Source organism: Streptomyces sp. NPDC053427 (assembly GCF_044544985.1).
Taxonomy (GTDB): domain Bacteria; phylum Actinomycetota; class Actinomycetes; order Streptomycetales; family Streptomycetaceae; genus Streptomyces.
The window spans coordinates 576,499-595,434 of sequence record NZ_JBITYA010000005.1 but is presented as its reverse complement, the minus strand read 5'-3'; the positions used below and the strand labels follow the sequence as shown (position 1 = coordinate 595,434).

Genomic DNA, 18,936 nt, shown 5'->3' with positions numbered 1-18,936 from the left:
CACATGCAGTCCTACACAATCGGCCAGGCGGCGCGATTGCTGGGCGTCAGCCCGGATACCGCCCGCCGCTGGGCGGACGCCGGAAAGGTCGCGACCCACCGCGACGACGGCGGCCGCCGCCTGATCGACGGCCGGGACCTGGCGGCGTTCTCCATCGAGGTCGCACAGAGTGGCACCGGTGAGGACGACGCCTCCTACACCTCGGCCCGTAACGCCTTCCCCGGCATCGTCACCGCCATCAAGCTCGGCGATGTGGCGGCGCAGGTCGAAATCCAGGCGGGACCGCACCGCCTGGTGTCCCTGCTGACCCGGGAGGCCGTGGAGGAACTGGGGCTGGAGGTCGGCATGCAGGCCACCGCCCGCGTGAAGTCCACCAGCGTGCACATCGACCGCACGTGAACCCCCGCGTGGCGCACCACTCTTGAGCCGCCGCGTGGCATACCGCTCGCGAACCCCCGTGCGACCGCCCGCTCATGAACCGCCGCGGTCACACCACCACCGAACCGCACCCACCGTCCCCACCGGTCGGCTGCCACACCCCAGCGGCGTCGCCCCGTCCACGGCGCGGCTGATCCCCATCCGCTCGGGCGGCGTCCGCCGCCCCGCGTCACAAGGAGTTCCGCCCATGTCCCGTGTCGTCACCCGGCGCCGCACCGCCGCCGCGCTCGTCACCGCCGCCCTGCTCGTCCCGCTCGCCGCCTGCGGCAACGACGACAAGAAGGACAGCGGCGCCGACAAGGCCAGCGACACCCCGAAGGCGAACCTCACCGTGCTGGCGGCCTCGTCGCTGACCGATGTCTTCAAGAAGGCCGGCGCGGTCTACGAGAAGGAACACCCGGGAACCAAGGTGAACTTCTCCTTCGCCGGCTCCCAGGAACTCGCCGCCCAGGTCAGGGAGGGCGCCCCCGCCGACGCCCTGGTCACCGCCGACACCAAGACCATGGACGGCCTGGCCAAGGCGGACCACGGCACCCCGACCGTCATCGCCAAGAACCGCCTGGTCATCGCCACCGGCGAGGGCAACCCGAAGAAGATCGGCAATCTCAAGGACCTCACCGACGCCAAGCTGAAGGTCGTCCTCGCCGCGGCCGAGGTGCCCGTCGGCCGCTACAGCAAGCAGGTCCTGGACGCCCAGAAGCTCCAGGTCAAGCCGGTCTCGCAGGAGCCCAACGTCCGCGCCGTCCTCACCAAGGTGGAGCTCGGCGAGGCCGACGCCGGCATCGTCTACAAGACGGACGCCGCCACCGCGCCCAAGAAGGTCGACGCGATCGACATCCCCGACGCGCAGAACGCCGTCGCCTCCTACCCGGCCGCCACCCTCAAGACCTCCAAGAACGCCAAGGCCGCGGCCGCGTTCGTGAAGTGGCTCAGCAGCCCCGAGGCGCAGAAGCTCCTGCAGGGCGCGGGCTTCCAGAAGCCGTAACCGTCCCGTGCGCCGCATGGGCCCGTCCGGCTCGGGGGAGCGGACGGGCCCGTGCGGCGCTCTCGCCGTACGCGGCCCGGGCCCGCCGGACCGGACCGGCCCGCCCCGATCCCTGGAACCGCGATGACACGTATGCGCACGCTTCCCCGGCCGTCCACGGCGACCCGGCCGGCCAAGCGCCACGCGCCCGGCACCCGCACCCCCGTCGCACTGGGCGTGCCCGCGCTGCTCGCGATCGCGTTCCTGCTGATGCCGCTGATCGCCATCCTGGCCAGCACCACCTGGAGCGACCTCGCCACGCATCTGACGATGCCCGGCGTCACCGAAGCGCTCCGGCTCTCGCTGCTGGTCTCCTTCTGGGCGCTGGGGCTCTCCCTGGTCCTCGGGGTGCCGCTGGCCTGGCTGCTGGCCCGGGTCAGCTTCCCCGGCAAGGCGCTGGTGCGCTCGCTGGTCCTGCTCCCGATGGTGCTGCCGCCGACCGTCGGCGGTGTCGCCCTCCTGTTGGGCTTCGGCCGCCGCGGACTGCTCGGGCCCTGGCTCGAGGACACCTTCGGCCTCACCCTGCCGTTCCACACCTCGGGCGCGGTGGTCGCCGCGACCTTCGTCGCGATGCCGTTCCTGGTGATCAGCCTGGAGGGCACGCTCGCCGGACTGCGCCCGCATTACGAGGAGACGGCGGCCTCCCTCGGCGCCTCCCCGGTACGGGTCTTCTGCACCGTCACCCTCCCCATGGTCGCGCCCGGTCTCGCCGCCGGCGCCGCGCTGACCTGGGCCCGCGCCCTCGGTGAATTCGGCGCCACCATCACCTTCGCCGGCAACCTGCCCGGCACCACCCAGACCCTCCCGCTCCAGGTCTATCTGCTGCTCCAGGACTCCCCGGAAGCCGCCACCTCCGTCTCGCTGCTGCTGCTCGTCATCGCCATGGCCGTCCTGGTGGCCCTGCGCGGCCGCTGGACCGGCGGCAGCGCCGACCGCCCGGCCCGCGCCGTACGCATCGACGACACCGACCTCCCGTCGTCGCCCGCCGTGCCCGAGGAGCCCGTCACCAAGACCCTGGCCTCCCAGGAACGCTGGCCGCTGCACGCCGACGTCACCGGCTTCAACCAGCTGACCCTGGACGCCGACCCGGGCACCACCATCGCCGTCGTCGGCCCCAACGGTGCCGGCAAGACCACCCTGCTGCGCGCCCTCCTCGGTCTCACCCCGCGCGCCCATGCCGCGCTGCGCCTCGGCGACACCGACGTCAGCGCGCTGCCCCCGCACCGCCGCGGCGTCGCCTGGGTGCCGCAGGACGGCGCGCTCTTCCCGCATCTGAGCGCCCTGGCCAACACCGCGTACGGGCTGCGCGCCCACGGCACCCCGCGCGCCGAGGCCCGCCGCGCCGCGCAGCAGTGGCTGGACCGGCTGGGCGTCGGCCACCTCGCTCACCGCAAGCCCGCCCAGCTCTCCGGCGGCCAGGCCCAACGCGTCGCCCTGGCAAGGGCGTTGGCCGCCCGGCCGCGACTGCTGCTGCTGGACGAGCCGCTCGCCGCCCTCGACCAGACCACCCGCGCCCACGTCCGGCACACCCTGCGCCGTCACCTCGCGGGCTTCGGCGGGGTCTGTCTCATCGTCACCCATGACCCCGTCGAAGCGGTCTCGCTGGCCGACCGGGTCCTCGTACTCGACGCGGGCCGCACCCTCCAGGACGCCCCGCCCGCCGAGGTCACCCGCCACCCCCGCTCGCCCTGGGTCGCCCGGATGCTGGGCCGCAACGCCTGGCCCGGCACTGCCACCGCCGACGGCCTCGCCCTCGCCGACGGCGGTCAGCTCGTCGTCGCCGACTGCCTCGCCGACGGCATCCCGGCCCTGGCGATCATCGCCCCCGAGGCGGTCGCCGTCCACAACGGCAAACCCGAGGGCAGCCCCCGCAACGTCTGGCCCGGAACGGTCGCCGAAATCACCTCCGCGGGCAGCCGACTGCGCATCCTGATCACCTCGCCCGAAGCCCCCGACCTGGTGGCCGAGGTCACCCCGCAGGCCGCCCTCGCGCTCGGCCTGGCCGACGGCGCCGCCGTCTGGACCAGCGTCAAGGCCACGGAGATCACGCTGGTCGGCCTCTGAGGGCCGTCCCGTAGGCGGCCGCGCCGGCCTGCCGATGCGGCCGCCCGCGAGGCGCCCGGCAGGTCAGTGCGCCGTCGGCGCCGGCTCCAGCACAAACACCGGGATCTGACGCTCCGTCTTCTTCTGGTAGTCGGCGTAGTCGGGGAAGGCCTCGACCGCACGGGCCCACCACAGCGCCTTCTCGTCCCCGGTGACCTCACGCGCCGTCATGTCCTGGCGTACCGGACCGTCCTGGAGCTCGACCCGGGGGTCGGCGATCACGTTGTGGTACCAGACCGGGTGCTTGGGGGCGCCGCCCAAGGAAGCCACCACGGCGTAGACGCCGTCGTGCGCCACCCGCATCAGCGGACTCTTGCGGATCTTGCCGCTCCGCGCGCCCCGGGTCGTCAACACGACGACCGGCATCCCGCGCATCGTGGTCCCTTCCTTGCCGCCCGAGCTCTCGTACAACTCGACCTGATCACGCACCCACTGCGCCGGGCTCGGCTCGTACTCACCCTCAAGAGGCATGCTTTCCGTCCCATCCTCGAAGCTCGCGACATAGGCCGCGCGGCGGCGGCTTGCGCCGCACACGGCAGCCATGACCTTCGCTCAACAACCGCGGCCACGCAATCATTCCGGTCCGCCCCGTCGTGTCGGGTCCGGTACGGTCTGCCCCGTAAAGGCCCGACACCATTGATGAGGCGTGCGCATGAGCCCGCAGCCGTCCCCACCTCCCTCGCCGCGGAACGCTCCCGCCGACCTGGCCGCGCCCAGCCTCGACCGGACCGCCATCGGCACCGGTGACCTGGTCTTCTTCGTGGTGGCCGCGGCCGCTCCGCTGACCGTGATGGCCGGTGTGGCGCCGGTGTCCATCGGCATGGCCGGAGAGGCGGCGCCGCTCGGCTATCTGGTCTCCGGGCTGCTGCTCGTCGTCTTCGCCGCGGGCTTCACCGCGATGAGCGGCTACGTCCGTAACGCCGGTGCGTTCTACGGGTACATCGGCCGCGGGCTGGGCGGGGCGACCGGTGCGGGTGCGGCGTATGTGGCCCTGCTGGCGTACAACGCCATCGAGGTCGCGCTGCTCGCCGCCTTCGGCTGGTTCGCCGAGTCCGGGCTGCACGATCTGACCGGCGTCCGCGTCCCCTGGTGGGCCTGGGCCCTGCCGGGGCTGGCTGCCATCGGCGTCCTCGGCTACCTCAAGGTCACCTTCAGCGCCAAGGTGCTCGGCGTGGCCCTGGTTCTCGAAGTGCTGATCCTGCTGGTGTTCGAGGCCGGGGTGGTCGCGCACGGCGGCGGACCCGACGGCCCCCAGTTCGGCGTGCTCGCACCGGAGCACCTGGGCACCGCGGGCGCCGGCGGCATGTTCGTGCTCGCCGTCGGCGCGTTCATCGGCTTCGAGGCCACCGCGATCTACGCCGAGGAGGTCCGCAGCCCGGAGCGTTCCGTGCCGCGCGCCACGTACCTCGCCGTCGGATTCCTCGCGCTCTTCTACACCTTCACGGCCTGGATGATCATCAATGCCTACGGGGCGGACGGGGCGCAGCGGGCCGCCAACGGCCCCGACGGCATCAACATGGTCTTCGCCGCCACCGAGCGGTTCGCCGGCGCCTGGGCCGCCGACACCATGCACATCCTCCTCATCACCAGCGCCTTCGCCGCCGCCCTCGCCTTCCACAACGCCGCCACCCGCTACTTCTACGCCCTCGCCCGCGAAGGCCTGCTGCCCCGACGCCTCGCCACGGTCACCGCCCGGACCCGCTCCCCGGCGCCCGCCGTCCTCCTGCAGTCAGCGCTCGCCCTCACCGTCGTCCTCGCCACCCTCGCCGCCGGACAGGACCCCTACACCGTCACGTTCCTCTGGGCGAGCGGCACCGGAATCCTCGGCGTGATGGCGCTCCAGGCACTGGCCGCGCTCGCCGTGTACGGCTTCTTCCGCCGCAACCGCCGCGGTCTGCCCGCCTGGCGGGTGGTGGCCGCGCCCCTGGTCTCCGGCGTCGGTCTCGCCGTACTGATCGCGCTGGTGTGCCGTGACTTCGCCCTGTTGACGGGCGCCTCCACGCCCGTCAACGGCGCCCTGCTGGTACCGCTGCCGCTGGCGTTCGCCCTCGGCGTGGCGGTGGCGCACCGCGTCCGCCGTCACCGGCGGCTCGCGGCGCACCGGCAACCGGAATCTTCCGGCCCGCTCACGGCCCAAGGGATCAAGGGCCGTGGCGGACCGGAAGATTGACGGTATGTCAGTCCCGCGGATTTCCGGGTATCAGGAGACCAGTTCCGCCGAACGGTCACGGCTGCGCCGGTGCTGCTCGGCCCAGTTGGTCAGCGCGGCGCCGCATGCGTGGTCGAGATGGCGCAGGCCGCTCAGGTCGAGTTCGACGTCCCGGTCCCGGGGGAGCGCCTCCAGCTGGTCGAGAAGCTTGGGCAGCCGCAGGAAGGTGGCATTGCCCAGGGCCCGTACGACGACCGGCCCCTCGCCTTCCGGGTCGTCGATCTCGAGGTGGACGTGCGAGGTCTCCCAGGCGGTCTTGGCGACGGCCAGCAAGAGACCGATGAGAACCCCCTCGAACATATTGACCGTGACGATGGCGATCGCGGTGACGAGCAGGACGACGGCCTCGCCGCGGTGCTCGCGCCACATCGGGCGCAGGTCGCGCAGCGGGATCAGCTTCCAGCCCGCATGCACCAGTACGCCGGCCAGCGCGGCCACCGGCACCACGCCCAGCGCCGCCGGGAACGCCGCCGCGAAGAGCAGCAGCCAACCGCCGTGCAGCACCCGCGAGACCTTGGTCCTGGCCCCCGCCTGGACGTTGGCGGCGCTGCGGACGATCACGGCGGTCATCGGCAGCGCGCCGAGCAGCCCGCACACCGCATTGCCCGCGCCCTGCGCCATCAGTTCCCTGTCGTACTCCGTCCGCGGGCCGTCGTGCAGCCGGTCCACCGCGGCGGCGCTGAACAGCGACTCCGCCGATGCGATCAGCGCGAAGGCCAGGACCGTGCCGATCACGCCGATCTCGGTGAGCCGGCCGAGGTCGGCGAGGCCGGGCGGCTGGATCGCCTCCAGCAGGCCGCTGACCCGGACGCGTGCCACGGGCAGATCCAGCGCCCACACCGCGGTGGTGGCCAGGGCCACGGCGGCCAGTGGAGCGGGCAGGATCCGCGCGGCGCGCCGCCAGCGGGGCCACAGCACCAGGACGGCGATGGTGGTGGCACCGATGGCGAGCGCGGTCAGCGCGGGGCCGGACACCGCCGTGGCGGTGACCAGGCCGGGCAGCGAGCCGAGGTTGGCGAGGCCGCTGCCCGGCGCCTTGGCATCCGTGAGGGCGTAGAGCTGACCGGCGATCAGGACCAGCCCGATACCGGCGAGCATGCCCTGGACGACGGCGACCGAGATGGCCCGGAACCAGCGCCCGAGCCGGAGCGCCCCCATGGCCAGTTGCAGGGCACCGGCCGCCAGCACCAGCGCTCCCAGCGCCCCGATGCCGTATTCCTTGACCGCTTCGAAGACCAGCACGGTCAGCCCGGCGGCCGGCCCGCTGACCTGGAGGCTGCTGCCGGGCAGCAGCCCGGTGAGCAGCCCGCCGACGATGCCGGTGACCAGGCCGAGTTCGGCCGGTACGCCGGAGGCGACCGCGACCCCGACGCACAGCGGGACGGCCACCAGGAAGACGACGATGGAGGCGGTGAAGTCCGCGCGGTAGGCGGTGAGTTGCTTGAAGTGCTGCCTCATGTGCCGGCCCGCCTTCACAGCGGGAGGAACGCGTCGGCGGCCGGGTCGTGCGCCAGCACCCGGCCGGTGTGCACCTCGTAGAACCAGCCGTGCAGCCGGACCTCGCCGGCCGCCAGGCGTTCCGCTACACAGGGGTATCCGCGCAGCCGCTCGATCTGTTCGCAGACATGCTGCTGGACGGCGGCGGTGACCATCGGTTCCGCGTCGTCGGGCAGTTCGTCGGAGAGCTGCTGCGCCAGCCAGTCCCGTACGGCGGGTGCCGCTGTCAGGTCCTCGCCGCGGGCCTTCGCGCCGACCGCTCCGCAGTGTGAGTGACCGCAGACCACGATGTCGGCGACGGCCAGCACATGCATGGCGTACTCGATCGTGGCGGCCTCCGAACTGGCCGCCATGCCTTCCTGGTGGATGGGCACGGCGTTGCCGGCCGTGCGGAGTTCGAAGAGTTCGCCGGGCTGCGCCCCGGTGATCAGGGACGGCACGACCCGGGAGTCGGAGCAGGTGATGAACAGGGCGAGCGGGGACTGCCCGTCGGCGAGCCGGCCGTAGGCCTCCCGCTCCTCACTCCGTTCGGCGATCCGGGCCGTTCGGCCGCGGGCATGCTGGATGAAGGTCTCCATGAGGAGGTCTCCTGCTGATGAGTGGTGCCACGCGAGGGTGGCGTGAACGTGCGATGCGCGAGTGGTGGGGCAGGCCACCACGGGCTCGCTCAGCAGCGGAAGATGCAGTGCAGTACGGGGAGTTCGCTGGGTCTTGAGGCGGCGGCGGCCGGGGCCGGTCCCCGGCCCTGCGGGGCACCGGGGGCGACGGCGGGCGCGGAGGTCGGGTCGGTGCGGCAGGGCGGGAGCGGCCGGCCGGTGCGCTGCGGAACGCCGACCGAGGTCCGCGCGGCGCGGCGCGGCTGGCCGCGTTCGCCCTCGGGCTCCGCGCAGTCCCCGCTGCCGTCCTCGGAGTCACCGACGACCGGGGCGGCACCGGCGGACTTGAGCGCCAGGGCGGCCGGCAGGGCGGGGGTCGGCGTTTCGGGCGCCGCGGTGGCACCGGCCAGCACGCACGCAAGGACGGCGACGACGAGGGCAAGAGGGATACGGCAGAGGCGGCGCAGCGATATGCCGGGCACCTGGGATATGCCGATGGAGCTGGGTATGCCGTTTCCCTTCCGCATCATCGCCCTCCGCCTCGACCTGGGTGCACCCCATACTGCACTCTTCAGGTTTCCAGTGTGATAACGGGAAATGACGTCATGTTTCCTTGGTTGTGCGCCGCGGGTGCGCGGTCGGTGCGGATACGCCTCCCGGGTATCCGAAGGTAAAAGAATCACCAAGTCATTGTCAATCAAGGGTAAGCGCTGCCGGTCACTGCGCCGCCCGGCGTCCACCGATCGGATGACCCGCCGCGCGGGTCCGGCGGTCCACCCCCGCTCCTGCGGAACGATCGCGACCAGTCATCGGCTCATCGGTACCAGCCCCAGGGGAGTCTGCCGTGCGCATTCTGCTCATCGCCGGCGCGTTCAACAGCCTGACCCAGCGGGTCTTCGCCGAACTCACCGACGGCGGACACCAGGTGGGCGTGGAACTCGTCACCCGGGAGACGCCGCTGCTCGAGGCGGTGCGCCGGCACGCCCCGGATCTGGTCGTCGCCCCGATGCTCAAGACCGCCGTCCCGCGGGAGGTCTGGTCCGCCTACACCTGTCTGATCGTGCACCCCGGCCCCGTCGGTGACCGCGGGCCGTCCTCGGTGGACTGGGCGGTGCACCTGGGCGTGGACCGCTGGGGCGTCACGGTGCTCCAGGCCAATGACGAGATGGACGCCGGCGATGTGTGGGCCACCGCCGAGTGCCCCGTCCCCGAGGTGGGCAAGAGCGACCTGTACCGCAACGAGATCGCGGACGCGGCCCTGGCGGCGGTCCACAGCGCCGTCGACCGCTTCGCGTCCGGCGCCTACCGCCCGCGCCCACAGCGCTCGTTCACCGCCGCCGAAAAACCCGGCCGGGTCCGTCCGCCGCTGCGCCAGGACGCGCGCCGTATCGCTTGGCGTACGGACCCGACCGCGACCGTCGTGCGGACGCTGCGCGCCGCCGATTCGCAGCCGGGTGTACGCGACGAACTGCTCGGCGGTACGTGGTTTCTGCACGGCGGCCACCCCGAGGACACCCTCACGGGCGAGCCGGGCGCGCTGCTCGCCACCCGGTGCGGGGCCATCTGCCGGGCGACGGCCGACGGTGCGGTCTGGATCCCGGAACTGCGCCCGCCGCGCACCCCGGGCGGCCCCGCCCCCGTCAAGCTGCCCGCCACCCTCGCGCTGGGCGACCGGCTGCCGCCCCTCCCCGAGATCCCGGCGCCACCGGAGCCGTGGGACGGGCCTCCTGCGCAACCCGGCCGCCCGCGTACCTGGGCCGATATCCGCTACCGGGAGGACGGCGCGGTCGGATTCCTGCGCTTCTCCTTCCCCGGCGGGGCGATGAGCACCGACCACTGCCACCGCCTGCTCGCCGCCTACCGGCACGCCTGCACGCGGCCGACCTCCGTGCTGGTCCTCGGCGGCTGCCGCGACTTCTTCTCCAACGGCATCCACCTCAACGTCATCGAGGCCGCCCCGGACCCCGCCGAGGAGTCCTGGGCCAACATCAACGCCATGGACGACCTCGTCCACGCCGTCCTGACCACCACGGACCGGCTGGTGGTCGCGGCCCTCGGCGGCAATGCCGCGGCCGGCGGGGCGATGCTGGCCCTCGCGGCCGACGAGGTCTGGTGCCGGTCGGCGGTGGTGCTCAACCCGCACTACCGGCTGATGGGCCTGTACGGATCCGAGTACTGGACCTACACCCTGCCCGGCCGGGCGGGGCCCGAGGCGGCCGCGCGGCTCATGGACCGGGCGTTGCCGGTCACCGCCGCCACCGGGCAGCGCCTGGGGCTGGTGGACCGGATCATCGACTGCGCCCCGCGGGAGTTCGCCGCGGAGACCGCACGGCTCGCGGCCCGCCTGGCCTCGGCGCCCGCCTGCCAGCCGCGGATCGCCGCCAAGAAGGCGAACCGGGAACGGGACGAGGCGCGCCGCCCGCTCGCGGCCTACCGGTCCCATGAACTGGCCAGGATGCACAGCAACTTCTTCGATCCCGATCAGCCGTACCACGCCCTGCGGCGGGCCTTCGTACGGAAGGAGCCCGCGGCGGGGACGCCGGCGCATCTGGCGGCGGCGGGCGGGATCGGGTGACGCCGGCGCCGCGACCCCTGCACCGGCGAACGGGGGGCGCCGGTGCAGGGGAGCGGGGCCGAAAAGCGACCGTGCCGGCCGCAGAACCCGCCGCCTAAGGGGTGGGCAGGTACTTGTAGCCGATGCCGAAGACCGTGCTGATGGAATCGCGACGGCCCGGCCCCAGGCGTCGCCGCAGCCGGGCGATGTGGACATCGACGGTGCGGGCGCTGGACTGGCAGGTGGGCCAGAGGGCGTCCATCAGCTGCTGCCGGGTGAAGGCGCGCTGTGGGTGCAGCACCAGGTGGGCCAGCAGATCGAATTCCAGCCGGGGCAGGCTGATTTGGCGTCCTTCAATGGATACGGTGCGGGCCGCGGTATCGATCTGTATGGGATCCGGTGGTGTCGCCGTGGGCGCGGGTGCCTGCGCGGAGGCGGGGTGGGGCGGTTCCTCGCAGGCCGGTGCCAGGATGATGTGCACCTCGTCCGGGAGTCGGTGGACCGACACGGGCTCGAGGTCGTGCAGGGTGAGTTGCCACTTGCCGTCGGGAAGCCGGTCGACCGCCAGGGGAGGCCCGTCGTCGGGGGCGGCGTCGGCCGGGAGGCCGAACTCTGACTCTGGTCGCAAGACAAGGGTCGTCGAGGAGTTCATAAACATGATCTGGGCCCATTCCTCTTGCAAAGCAGGCGTGTACGGACAGAGACATGGCGGTGCTCGACGTTCGGGTGTGCGCGAGTACTACAGGACGAGCGCGATGCGATACCGATGCGGATTGGCCAACCGGCACTTGTGATGCGGGTGTGGCCAGCGGGGCATTAGCTCCGTCCGTGCCGGAAGCATGTACGCGCGCCCAGGCCCGTGGTCAGCCGTGACGTGATGCAAAGCCACGGCTCAGGTCGAGTCGAACGCTACATGTGATCACATGCTTCCGGAAAGTAGCGTCCGCTAATCGCGGTTGGTCTTTGGACGTTTTCGCGTTGATCTGGCGGACCGTCAGATAGCACATGGAGGTTTCGTTTTGGTGTATGGATAGTTACTTCTATCTGAACATTGCAGGAACACATCAGGGATGCGTGGGGGATGCGGCGAGAGCGCCTCGGGGGCGCGGGGGAAAGTGGCGGGCCCGGGCGGGGAGAGTGGCCGGAACGGGGCGTCGTCGCGCCGTCCGAAGCCGCCCAGCGCGACACTCGGCGTGGCTGAAAATTCGTGTCGAATTGGCCGACATTTACGAATAGTTGAGGGATGAACGGGGTGTGAATCGCGTCATGATCGACCCGAAGCCGCCGCGGTCGGCCGGCGGAACCCCATGACCTCGGCCACAAGGCGGACGGGGTCCTGCCTGTAAGGGTTCAGCCGTACAAGGGCATTACCGCAGGGTGGGCGCATGAACCGCACCCACCACACCGACCACCTTGACACCCGCGTCCGAGGCACATGGCTGCCGCTCGCAGCCGCATGTCTGGGTACCTTCCTCCTCCTCGTCCACGCGACGATCGTGACGGTGGCACTGCCGCACATGGCCGACGACCTGGACGCGGACTTCGGCGCGCTGCAATGGATCGTCGACGTCTACACCCTCGCCCTCGCCGGGCTGCTGCTCGGCATGGGATCCCTGGGCGACACCCTCGGACGCAAGCGGCTGTACGTACTCGGCCTCGCCGTCTTCACGCTGGCCACCCTCGGATGCGGGATGGCCGGAAGCGTTCCGCTGCTGATCGCGGCCCGCGCCGTGCAGGGGCTCGCGGGCGCCGCGATGTTCGCCACGCTGTTACCGCTGATCGGCCTGACGTACAGCGGGCGGGACAAGGCCCGCGCCTTCGCCGTATGGGGTGCCGTCGCCGGGGCCGCCGCCGGTGTCGGCAATGTCGCCGGCGGCATGCTCACCGAACTCCTGTCCTGGCAGTGGATCTTCTACAGCTCGGTGCCGCTCTGCCTCGTCGCGCTGCTGCTGTCCCTGAAGGTGCCGGCCGGCGACGCGCCCACGCCGACGCCCGTCGACTGGCCGGGGATCGTCACCTTCACCCTGGCCGCGAGCGGCGTCACCTTCGGCTTCGTCCGCGGCGGCGAACGGGGCTGGGACGACGCCGCAACGCTGCTGGGCTTCGCCGTCGGCGCGGCCGCACTCACCGCGTTCGTCCTCGTCGAGCGGGCATCGGCGCACCCCATGATTCCCCTCGCGCTGTTCCGCAATCCCGCTTTCGACGGCCTGTTGGTCGCCTCCGGCGCCTACTACCTGGGCGCCTTCGGCTTCCTTCCGGTGCTCTCGCTCCGGCTCCAGAACGACGCGGGACTCACCTCCTTCGCCACCTCACTCGTCATCAGCGCCCAGCCGCTCGCCTTCTTCGTCACCTCCGCGCTGGCCGGCAGCGCCCTGCACCGGCTGCCCGCCCACTGGGCCGTCGGCGGCGGCTGTGTCCTCGTCGGCATCGGCGATCTGACCTTGCTCGCCGCGCAATCCGGCGCCAGCTGGCCGGCGTTGCTGCCGGGCCTCGCCCTCACCGGCGTCGGTGCCGGGCTCGTCTCCCCCGTGCTGCCGGCGACGGCCATGGCTGCGGCGCCCCCGACCCACAGCGGCGTCGCCGCCGCGGCGGCCAACTCCGCACGCCAGCTCGGCCTCGCCCTGGGAATCGCGCTCCTGGGTACGGCATGTCGTGCGTACGGTCTGCAAGCGGTGTTCCTGCTGGCGGGCGGCTGCGCGCTGGCCGGCGGGTCGGCGGCCGTCGCGCTGGGTAGTCGCCCACGGGGCCGCGTTCCGGACCCGGACGCGGCCCGAGGCCCTGCGAAGTGAGGGAGACAACCGATGACCGACCAGCAGCCCGCCGACGCGCAGCCCGCTCCCGTCGGGCCGCCGCCACCGTTCGACCCCGAGCTGGCCGGCCTCCTCGAGGCCATAGGGAAGGATCTGCCGCCCGCCCTGCTGCCCGACATGATCCCCGCACTGCGCCGGTCGCCCCTGATGGAGCCGCCGTCGGACGAGACGCTGAGCCTGGACGGCGCCTTCGCGTTCGAGGACCGTACGGTGCCGGGGCCGCAGGGCGCGCCGGACGTCTCGCTGCTCGTCCTGCGGCCGGCGGGGGAGCGGGGACCGCTGCCCGCCCTGTACGTGATGCACGGTGGCGGCATGATCGTCGGAACCCGGCACAGTGGCGCCCTGGGCTTTCTCGAGCTGGCGCGGGAACTGCGTGCGGTCGTCGTGTCGGTCGAATACCGGCTCGCCCCCGAACACCCGCACCCCGCACCGGCGGAGGACTGCTACGCGGGCCTCCTCTGGACGGCCGCCCACGCCGCCGACATCGGCGTCGACCCCGGCCGGATCGTGCTCGCGGGCGCCAGCGCCGGCGGCGGACTCGCCGCGGGCGTCGCCCTGATGGCGCGCGACCGGGGCGGCCCGCAGCTCGCCGGACAGCTGCTGCTGTGCCCGATGCTCGACGACCGCAACGACACCCCGTCCAGCTACCAGATGGCCGGGATCGGCGTCTGGGACCGTACGGCCAACAACACCGGCTGGACCGCGCTGCTGGGGGAGGCATGCGGCGGCCCGGACGTCTCGCCGTACGCCGCGCCGGCCCGTGCCGAGGACCTGTCGGGGCTGCCGCCCGCGTTCATCGACGTCGGCTCGGCCGAGACCTTCCGCGACGAGGACATCGCCTACGCCAGCCGGCTCTGGCAGGCCGGCGGCAGCGCCGAACTCCATGTGTGGCCGGGCGGGTTCCACGGATTCTCGGGCATGGCACCCCAGGCCGCCCTGTCCCGGGACGCGGGGGCGGCACCGCTGGCCTGGCTGCGCAGACTGCTGGCGAACTGACCGCCGCGCCGGTTCTCCCGCCGCCGCCCCGACGGGCGGGGGCGGGCCCAGGGTTGGGAGGACTGCGGTCAGTGGCCGCCGGACGGAACGTCGCAGCCGGTGTGGTCGGGGTAGCCGCCGAAGGCATCCGCCTGGGTGGTCCTGCTGTTCATCGTCCCCTCCAGACACAGCGGAGTGGCATCGATGAGGAAGCCGACCCCGGTGGGGCCGTTCTGATGCGCCTGCACCTTCCCGGCCGAGTAGCCGAGGCCGGTGAGCGCCTTGCGGGTGCTCTCCGGGTCGAAATCACCGCGCTTGCGCAGCGGTTCGAGCGCGCTCTCGATGCGCCCGACGGCCGCGAGCCCGTCGCAGCGGCGCTGGCCGTGCAGCGGGAAGGGAACCCTGAAGCCGTGGTTCTCGGCGTAGTGGTCGGTGGGCGGCGCGGCCGGGCCCGAGGGGTGTGCGGTCGGCGACGGCGTCGGCGAGGGGCTCTCGCCGGGGCACCGGAAGTCCGCCGGTTTGCCCGGCGTCGCCGCAGCCTTCCGCGAGGGGCCGCCCGCACCGGCGTCGTCCCCTGTCCGATGCGTTCCGCACCCCGCCGCGAGCACGGCCAGCACCGCTATCGGCAGCATCCCGCGCCGGACCCCCGTCGACCTGATCATCGTCATGCGCCGATCTTCCCCCGGATCGCGCCGGGCGTCCTGGGTTCGGCTCCTTATCGGGGCCCGGCACACGGGCCGAGGGCACCGCTGGACCGGCAAGGGGGCCACCGGCGCGGCGGCGAGGGAGCCTTCCCGGCCGTCGGTCCGGCTCGCCGAGGCACCCGCCCCGGCCCGGCTTCCGCGGCGCGACCGATGGCGGGGCTCGGGCCGCGCGGGCGTGCACAGGTACCCCGTGCACGCCTCCGCGGCGTGACGATCAGGACATCACGGCAGATACCGCTCGATGGCGGCCGGTCCCTCCTCATCGATCAGCTGCTTCGCCCACTCCAGGCTCGCGGGCGTCGGCTCCCGTCCGGACACCATCACCAGGTCCTCCGGGTCGAAGGGCCGCTCGCCACCCGTGTACAGCTGCGCCGGCCGGTGCTCGGCCGCGCTCTGGCTCCCGTTGCTCGTCACAGGACCTCCTTATTCCGCGCCCGCCGAATCCCTGGGCGGCCGCTTGACTCCATCATCGGTCCGCCGTCGAGCACCCGCACGGCGTACGCGGGCGGAGGCCCGCCGGGCCCTCAGCCCACCGGGCGCGGCGCCCCCGGATAGCGCGGCGGAAAGGACTGCTCGGTCCAGATCGTCTTGCCGTACGGCGTGTAGCGCGTCCCCCAGCGCTGGACCAGCTGCGCCACGATGAACAGCCCCCGACCGCCTTCGTCGTCGCTCGCGCTGTGCCGCAGATGGGGCGAGGTGTGTCCGGTGTCCGAGACCTCGGTCAGCAGCGTCAGATCGCGCAGCAGCCGCAGGTGCAGCGGCCCCGAGGCGTGCCGTACGGCGTTGGTGACCAGCTCGCTGACCACGAGCTCGGTGGCGTACGACAGCTCGTCCAGGCCCCAGCGCGTGAGCTGGCTGGTGGCCAGCTCGCGGGCCCGGCCCACGGCCTCCGGCTCGGCGGGCAGCTCCCAGGCGGCCACCTGCCGCGTGTCCAGTTCGCGGGTACGCACCAGCAGCAGCGCCGAGTCGTCGGCCGCCGCCCCGGAGGGCAGCAGCTCGGCCACCGCGCGGTCGCACAGCTCGTCCAGCGGCCTGCGGTGGTCCCGCAGCACCCCGCCCAGGGTGTCCAGACCCGCCTCGACGTCCCTCTCGCGCCCCTCGACCAGCCCGTCGGTGAACAGCGCCAGCAGGCTGCCCACCGGCAGCTCGACCTCCAGCGACTCGAACGGCAGGCCCCCCAGCCCCAGCGGCGGGCCCGCCGGCAGATCCGGGAACGACAGCCGTCCGTCGGGAGTGACGACGGCCGGCGGCAGATGCCCGGCCCGCGCCATGGTGCAGCGCCGCGAGACCGGGTCGTAGATGGCGTACAGGCAGGTCACCCCGGTGGCCACGTCGTCGTCGGTGTCGGTACCCGGCGTGCTCGTCCGGTCGTCCGCCGTCTGCCCCACCAGGTCGTCCAGCCGGCTCAGCAGCTCGTCGGGGGAGAGATCCAGCCGGGCCAGCGCCCGTACGGTCGTCCGCAGCCGCCCCATCGTGGCCGCCGCCTGCAGGCCATGGCCCACCACGTCCCCGACCACCAGCCCGACCCGGGCCCCGGACAGCCCGATGACGTCGAACCAGTCGCCGCCCACCCCGGCCTGGTTGTCGCTGGGCAGATAGCGGTACGCGAGGTCGACCGCGGACTGCGGGGCCAGATGCTGCGGCAGCAGGGTGCGCTGGAGCGCGAGCGCGGCGGAGTGCTCGCGGGTGAAGCGGCGGGCGTTGTCGAGCCAGACCGCGGTACGGGTGACCAGCTCGTCTGCCAGCTCGATCTCACCGCTGTCGAAGACGGAGGGGTGCTCGCCGCGCACGAAGGTGACCAGGCCCAGCGGGGTGCCGCCGGCCCGCAGCGGTACGACCAGCGTGGTGTCCACCAGCACCATCCCACCGGAGGAGAGGCTGCGGTACTGCGGCGAGCCCGGCGGATAGACGACCTGGTGGGCGCTGCCGGGCACCCCGCCCGTCGTCTCCCCGTCCGACCGCGCCGCGACCCGTACCAGGGTGGGCAGCCCGACACCGCGCTCCGGCTCGTCGCCCTCCAGGATGGACTGCACCAGATCGACGGTGACGGCGGCGGCGAACTTCGGCACCGCCACCTCGGCGACCTCCCGGGCGGTGACGGCCATGTCGAGCGTGGTACCGATCCGGCCGCCCGCGTCCACCAGGAGGTTCAGCCGCCGCTGGGCCTGATAGCGGCCGGTGATGTCGAAGGCGTCCTCACACACCCCCAGCACCCGGCCGCCGGCGTCCTGCAGCCGGTAGTAGGAGCACGACCACACATGATCGGTCCCCGGGTCGGTGGGCAGCTGCCCGACGAAGTGCAGGTCGACGACCGGCTCGCCGGACTCCAGGACCTGCCCCATCACCCCCTGGGTGCTCCTCGGATACCCCTCCGTGACGAACTGGCCCCGCGGATAGAGCTCATCGGCCCGCTTGCCTATGAAGTCCTCCAGCGGCAGCCCGATCTCCCGCCCGTACGTGGCGTTGAACCAGGTCAGCCGCAGCTCCGTGTCGTAGATGGCCAGGCCCACCGGCGACTGGGTGGCCAGCCCGTGCAGCATGGCCTGCTGCGACTCCCATGCCCGCAGCCCGTCCAGCTCGGCCGCCACCAGGATGCGGGCGGGCTCGCCGCCGGTACCGCCGCCGGTGTCGGCCAGCGGGCAGATGGACGTCGCCACCGACAGCAGCCGTCCGTCGCGGTGCCGCGCCGTACGGGTGACGCCGCCGAGCATCTGCGCCAGTATCGACGCGTCGTCGGGGCCGGACCCCGCGGACGGCAGCAGGGTCTCCAGAGGGCGGCCGACGATCTCGTCCGCCCGGTACCCGAGCAGGCGCTCGGCCGCCGGGCTCCACCCGATGACCAGGTTGCGGGCATCGAGCACCGCTGTGGCCGCCTTGGTGACGTCGAGGGGGCCACGGAAGTCGGCGCTCTCCACCGCACTCCATGCGTTCATGGCATCAACCCAGCCCGGTTAAGTACCTACAGCATCGAGCCTGATCAACACCGGCACAACCGCTCTGGCGCCCTACGGGGCACCCTGCGGGGCACCCTGCGGTGTGGTGGGCCGGGGCGGGAGCCGTTGGTGGTTGCTGTGGGTGGGGGAGCGGGCTGGTGGTGCCCCGGGCGGCACCCTGCGGTGTGGTGGGCCGGGGCGGGAGCCGTTGGTGGTTGCTCTGGGTGGGGGAACGGCCGTGCGGTCGCTCGTGTCGTGGGTCGCTGGCAGAGTGGGGGAAGGGCGGTGAGTACGAGGAGGCAGAATTTCATGTCCCCCCAAGACCCCGTCGTTCCCGTGCGCGGCGCCCCGTGCTGGGTCAGCCTGATGGCCCGCGATCTCAAGGCCGCGCAGGTGTTCTACTCGGCGGTCCTCGGCTGGCGGTTCCGTCCGGCCAGCCTCGGCGACGAGTTCTCCGTCGCGGTGTCCGACGGCGAGCCGGTCGCCGGTATCGGCGCGCTGGCCCCCAGCTTCCAGGTCGCGGTCGCCTGGACCTCGTACTTCGCGGTGAACGACGCGGACGACACGGCGGCCCGGATCCGCGAACGCGGCGCGACCGTCGCCGTCGGCCCCCTGAAACTCGGCCCCGGACGCGCCGCCCTCGCCGCCGACCGCGACGGCGCCACCTTCGGCTTCTGGGAAGGCCAGACGATGGCCTGGTCGGTCGGCCACGGCAGCGCCCCGGCCTGCCTGGAACTGCGTACCCGCGACGCCTTCGAGGCCGCCATCTTCTACGCGGAGGTCTTCGACTGGGCCGCCGAGGAGCCGGGCGGCTGCGATGTCACCTACGAGCACGACCAGGTGATCGTGAGCGACGGCACGCACATGGTCGCCGCCCTGCGCGGCGGCGCCGTCGAGGCGGCCCCCGATCCGCGGGTGCGCCCCCGGTGGCACGTCTACTTTCCGGTCCGCGACATCGAGGCGGTGACGGCCGCCGCGGTGGCCGCGGGCGGCACCGTCACCCCCATCATCCCGAACCCGGACGGCACCGGCGTCCAGTCCGTCATACGCGACCCCGACGGCGGCCTGTTCACCGTCACGGCACTGTGACCGC

The 18,936-nt window shown here is 72.8% G+C and carries 16 protein-coding genes; 8 read left to right on the top strand and 8 right to left on the bottom strand.

The annotated features are described in order from the left end of the window. Positions 1-3: 3 nt before the first annotated feature. From ACIGWZ_RS17330 to ACIGWZ_RS17320, 3 genes are all read left to right on the top strand, one after another. Positions 4-399 (top strand): molybdopterin-binding protein, encoded by a 396-nt coding sequence (locus ACIGWZ_RS17330; RefSeq protein WP_400065356.1) that lies wholly within the window; start codon positions 4-6, stop codon positions 397-399. Between the two features lie 226 nt (positions 400-625). After that, on the top strand, positions 626-1,423 hold the full coding sequence (gene modA / locus ACIGWZ_RS17325; protein WP_400065354.1) for a molybdate ABC transporter substrate-binding protein: 798 nt from the start codon (positions 626-628) through the stop codon (positions 1,421-1,423). Between the two features lie 123 nt (positions 1,424-1,546). Then, positions 1,547-3,526 (top strand): ABC transporter permease, encoded by a 1,980-nt coding sequence (locus tag ACIGWZ_RS17320; RefSeq protein WP_400065352.1) that lies wholly within the window; start codon positions 1,547-1,549, stop codon positions 3,524-3,526. Between the two features lie 63 nt (positions 3,527-3,589). Here ACIGWZ_RS17320 and ACIGWZ_RS17315 read toward each other — a convergent pair whose 3' ends face one another. Next, positions 3,590-4,036 carry a nitroreductase family deazaflavin-dependent oxidoreductase gene (locus ACIGWZ_RS17315; protein WP_400065350.1) on the bottom strand — a complete coding sequence of 149 codons (447 nt, stop codon included), beginning with the start codon at positions 4,034-4,036 and terminating at the stop codon, positions 3,590-3,592. Positions 4,037-4,217: 181 nt separating this feature from the next. On the opposite strand from ACIGWZ_RS17315, the gene ACIGWZ_RS17310 reads away from it, so the two are divergent. Beyond that, the gene (locus tag ACIGWZ_RS17310; RefSeq protein ID WP_400065348.1) at positions 4,218-5,735 is read left to right on the top strand and encodes an APC family permease; all 1,518 of its coding nucleotides are present in this window, start codon (positions 4,218-4,220) and stop codon (positions 5,733-5,735) included. A 30-nt stretch (positions 5,736-5,765) separates the two neighbouring features. On the opposite strand, the gene ACIGWZ_RS17305 is transcribed toward ACIGWZ_RS17310, so the two are convergent. From ACIGWZ_RS17305 to ACIGWZ_RS17295, 3 genes are all read right to left on the bottom strand, one after another. Next, a complete protein-coding gene (locus tag ACIGWZ_RS17305; RefSeq protein ID WP_400065346.1) occupies positions 5,766-7,232 on the bottom strand; it encodes a SulP family inorganic anion transporter in 1,467 nt (488 codons plus the stop codon). Between the two features lie 14 nt (positions 7,233-7,246). Continuing rightward, positions 7,247-7,849: a carbonic anhydrase gene (locus ACIGWZ_RS17300; RefSeq protein WP_400065344.1), complete on the bottom strand. Its 603-nt coding sequence runs from the start codon at positions 7,847-7,849 to the stop codon at positions 7,247-7,249. Positions 7,850-7,938: 89 nt separating this feature from the next. Further along, positions 7,939-8,397, bottom strand: a complete 459-nt coding sequence (locus ACIGWZ_RS17295; protein WP_400065342.1) for a hypothetical protein — start codon at positions 8,395-8,397, stop codon at positions 7,939-7,941. A 314-nt stretch (positions 8,398-8,711) separates the two neighbouring features. Here ACIGWZ_RS17295 and ACIGWZ_RS17290 point away from each other — a divergent pair, with 314 nt between their 5' ends. After that, positions 8,712-10,442, top strand: a complete 1,731-nt coding sequence (locus ACIGWZ_RS17290; protein WP_400065340.1) for a hydrogenase maturation protein — start codon at positions 8,712-8,714, stop codon at positions 10,440-10,442. Positions 10,443-10,536: 94 nt separating this feature from the next. Here ACIGWZ_RS17290 and ACIGWZ_RS17285 read toward each other — a convergent pair whose 3' ends face one another. Then, positions 10,537-11,049 carry a winged helix-turn-helix domain-containing protein gene (locus tag ACIGWZ_RS17285; RefSeq protein WP_400065338.1) on the bottom strand — a complete coding sequence of 171 codons (513 nt, stop codon included), beginning with the start codon at positions 11,047-11,049 and terminating at the stop codon, positions 10,537-10,539. A 757-nt stretch (positions 11,050-11,806) separates the two neighbouring features. Between ACIGWZ_RS17285 and ACIGWZ_RS17280 the strand changes: the two genes are divergently transcribed. After that, complete coding sequence (locus tag ACIGWZ_RS17280; protein WP_400065336.1) at positions 11,807-13,210, top strand: MFS transporter; 1,404 nt, start codon at positions 11,807-11,809, stop codon at positions 13,208-13,210. Positions 13,211-13,222: 12 nt separating this feature from the next. Further along, positions 13,223-14,227 (top strand): alpha/beta hydrolase, encoded by a 1,005-nt coding sequence (locus ACIGWZ_RS17275; protein WP_400065334.1) that lies wholly within the window; start codon positions 13,223-13,225, stop codon positions 14,225-14,227. A gap of 68 nt (positions 14,228-14,295) precedes the next feature. On the opposite strand, the gene ACIGWZ_RS17270 is transcribed toward ACIGWZ_RS17275, so the two are convergent. From ACIGWZ_RS17270 to ACIGWZ_RS17260, 3 genes are all read right to left on the bottom strand, one after another. Then, positions 14,296-14,874 (bottom strand): hypothetical protein, encoded by a 579-nt coding sequence (locus tag ACIGWZ_RS17270; RefSeq protein ID WP_400065332.1) that lies wholly within the window; start codon positions 14,872-14,874, stop codon positions 14,296-14,298. Positions 14,875-15,132: 258 nt separating this feature from the next. Then, positions 15,133-15,324: a hypothetical protein gene (locus ACIGWZ_RS17265; protein ID WP_400065330.1), complete on the bottom strand. Its 192-nt coding sequence runs from the start codon at positions 15,322-15,324 to the stop codon at positions 15,133-15,135. 110 nt (positions 15,325-15,434) lie between these two features. Further along, positions 15,435-17,843 carry a SpoIIE family protein phosphatase gene (locus ACIGWZ_RS17260; RefSeq protein WP_400065328.1) on the bottom strand — a complete coding sequence of 803 codons (2,409 nt, stop codon included), beginning with the start codon at positions 17,841-17,843 and terminating at the stop codon, positions 15,435-15,437. Between the two features lie 309 nt (positions 17,844-18,152). Here ACIGWZ_RS17260 and ACIGWZ_RS17255 point away from each other — a divergent pair, with 309 nt between their 5' ends. After that, complete coding sequence (locus ACIGWZ_RS17255; RefSeq protein ID WP_400065326.1) at positions 18,153-18,932, top strand: VOC family protein; 780 nt, start codon at positions 18,153-18,155, stop codon at positions 18,930-18,932. The last annotated feature ends 4 nt before the right edge of the window (positions 18,933-18,936 follow it).